Raw genomic sequence first — 2,572 nt, 5'->3', positions numbered from 1 at the left:
CCAAGGCCCGCCAGACGCTGGCGGCACCCCAGCCCCAGCCCCGGCCTGCGGCCGAGGCGCTGGCCAAGGGCAAGGATGCGGACGCCGACTGGGAAACCTTCTGAGCGGCCCCACACGCTCACGGGCGACCGTTGCGCCGCACGTGAGCGCTTGCGCCGGTGTGCGGTAGTGTGGCCCGGTGCATGCCCAGCCTGCTGGCCGGGGCAGCGGGTATTCAGCCAAACAGGCCTCTGGCGCACGATCGGTGTGCGCCATCAGCTATTGTTTTGATAGTTTTTGGTCAGGCGTCAGGCGTCAGGCGTCAGGCGTCAGGCGTCAGGCGTGTGGCCAGTTCGCCGACGACGCGCAGTGCCTCGTCGAAGCCACTGTGCGCGGGGTGGCCGTAATTGATGCGCACGCAGTGGGCAAAGCGCTGGTCGGCCGAAAAGATCTGCCCCGGCGCCAGGCTGATGCCGTGCTCCAGCGCCTTGCGGTGCAGTGCGAGTGCGTTGGTTCCGGCGGGCAGTTCCACCCAGACGAAATAACCCCCTTCCGGACGCGATACGCGCGTGCCGGCCGGAAAGTGCCGGGCGATGGCGGCCAGGGCCCGGTCTTGCTGCCGTGCCAGGCTGCTGCGCAACTGGCGCAGGTGCCGCTCGTAGCCGCCCTGGGCCAGGTATTCGCTCACGGCTTGCTGGGAGGGCGTGGCGGTGGCCAAGGTGGTCATGAGCTTGAGCCGCTCGACCGCTATGGCGAAGCGCCCCGCCGCCACCCAGCCGACGCGGTAGCCCGGCGCCAGGCATTTGGTGAACGAGCTGCAGTGCATCACCAGCCCTTCGGCGTCAAAGGCCTTGGCGGGCGGCGGTCTGCGCGGTGCGAAGTGCAGTTCACCGTACACATCGTCTTCGATCAGCGGCACCTGGTGGCGTGCCAGCAGCGCGACCAGTTCGCGTTTGCGGTTCTCGGGCATCAGGCTGCCCAGCGGGTTCTGGAAGCTGGGCATGAGCCAGCAGGCGCGCACGGGGTGGCGCTCCAGGGCATGGGCCAGCGCGGCCAGATCGATGCCGTCGCGCGGGTGCGTGGCGATTTCGAGGGCCTGGAGGTTGCGCCGCTCCAGGGCCTGCAGGGCCGCGTAGAACGTGGGCGATTCGACCGCCACCACGTCGCCCGGCCGGGTCACGGCCTCAAGGCAAAGGTTCAGTGCTTCCATTGCCCCGTTGGTGACGATGACCTCGTCGGCATGGACCGCGACGCCATGCAGTCCATAGCGCAGCGCGATCTGCTGGCGCAGGCGGGCGTCGCCCAGCGACAGGCTTTGCACGATGTCCCAAGGGTCGAGTCGGCGCATGCCCGACGACAGGCAACGGGCCAGTCGCTTCAGCGGAAACAGTTCCAGCCCGGGGAAGGCTGAGCCCAGCGGCACCAGGCTGCGCTCGCGGGCCGATCCCAGCACGTCGAACACCAGTTCGCTCACCGCCACCTCGGTCGAGCTGTTGCGCGGCTGCGAGGGGTTCGGCTCACCGCTGCGGAGCCCGGCGGCGGGCGGCATGCGCGCCGTGACGTAGTAGCCCGAGCGCGGGCGCGCGTGGATGAGGCCCTGGGCTTCCAGCAGGTAATAGGCTTGGAACACGGTCGAAGGGCTGATGCCCCGTGCGCGGCTGGCTTCGCGCACCGATGGAAGGCGCTCGCCCGGGCGCAGCGCGCCGCTGTGGATGAGCTCGGCAATGGAGTCGGCGTGGCGTTCGTAGCGTTTCATGGGGCGGGGTTGGGGTGATCGGCCATTGTCAGTGGCTGCGACAACTGATCTGCATTTTTATCAAGAATCTGCATCTGTACTGTTTTTGGCGTGCAGCGTAGAGTCGGGCGCCTGTATGAATCCCTTCTTCCACTGTTTTTCAGTTTTCATGATGATCCGCACTCGCCGGGCCTTGGGCCGGTTGCTGCCGCTTGCGCTGGGCACTGCGATGAGTGTGCCAGCCGGGGCGGCCGACATTGCCACCACACGGGCGGCCGACGACATGGCGCCTCGGGTGCTGGCGTGCACCAGCTGCCACGGCAAGGAAGGCCGCGCCACGCCCGACGGCTACTTTCCGCGCATCGCGGGCAAGCCGGCGGGCTACCTGTACAACCAGCTTCTGAATTTCCGGGATGGCCGGCGGAGCTACCCGCAGATGGGCTACCTCATCGAGCACCTCACCGACGACTATCTGCGCGAGATCGCCGGCCATTTCGCCCGACTTGATGTGCCCTATGCACTGCCTCCACAACCCCAGGCCGCGCGGTACGTGCTGGAGCAGGGGCGCTTGCTGGTGCAGCAGGGCGACGCAGCGCGCAAGTTGCCCGCGTGCGTGCAGTGCCATGGCCAGGCAATGACCGGTGTGCAGCCGGCAATTCCGGGCCTGCTGGGACTGCCGCGCGACTATCTCAACAGCCAGTTGGGCGCCTGGAAAACCGGACAGCGGCGCGCGCAGGCGCCCGATTGCATGGCCAGCATCGCCCGCCAGCTCTCACCCGAGGAAGTGAGCGCGGTGTCGGCGTGGTTGGCCGCGCAGCCGGTGCCGGGCTCCGGCAAGCCGGCGGAGGCGCTGGCGCA

General features: G+C 68.4%; 2 protein-coding genes. One reads left to right on the top strand and one right to left on the bottom strand.

Features of this window, described 5'->3' with window-relative positions; all coding sequences use genetic code 11:
* Nucleotides 1-301: 301 nt before the first annotated feature.
* Complete coding sequence (locus ACDELDRAFT_RS21165) at nt 302-1,735, bottom strand: aminotransferase-like domain-containing protein (protein WP_005800255.1); 1,434 nt, start codon at nt 1,733-1,735, stop codon at nt 302-304.
* Between the two features lie 208 nt (nt 1,736-1,943).
* On the opposite strand from ACDELDRAFT_RS21165, the gene ACDELDRAFT_RS21160 reads away from it, so the two are divergent.
* On the top strand, nt 1,944-2,572 hold a 629-nt coding region (locus ACDELDRAFT_RS21160; protein WP_232504818.1), incomplete at its 3' end, for a c-type cytochrome.

Origin of the sequence: Acidovorax delafieldii 2AN, from assembly GCF_000175235.1 — a bacterium.
GTDB classification, from domain to species: domain Bacteria; phylum Pseudomonadota; class Gammaproteobacteria; order Burkholderiales; family Burkholderiaceae_C; genus Acidovorax; species Acidovorax delafieldii_B.
This window is presented reverse-complemented; position numbering and strand designations above follow the sequence as displayed.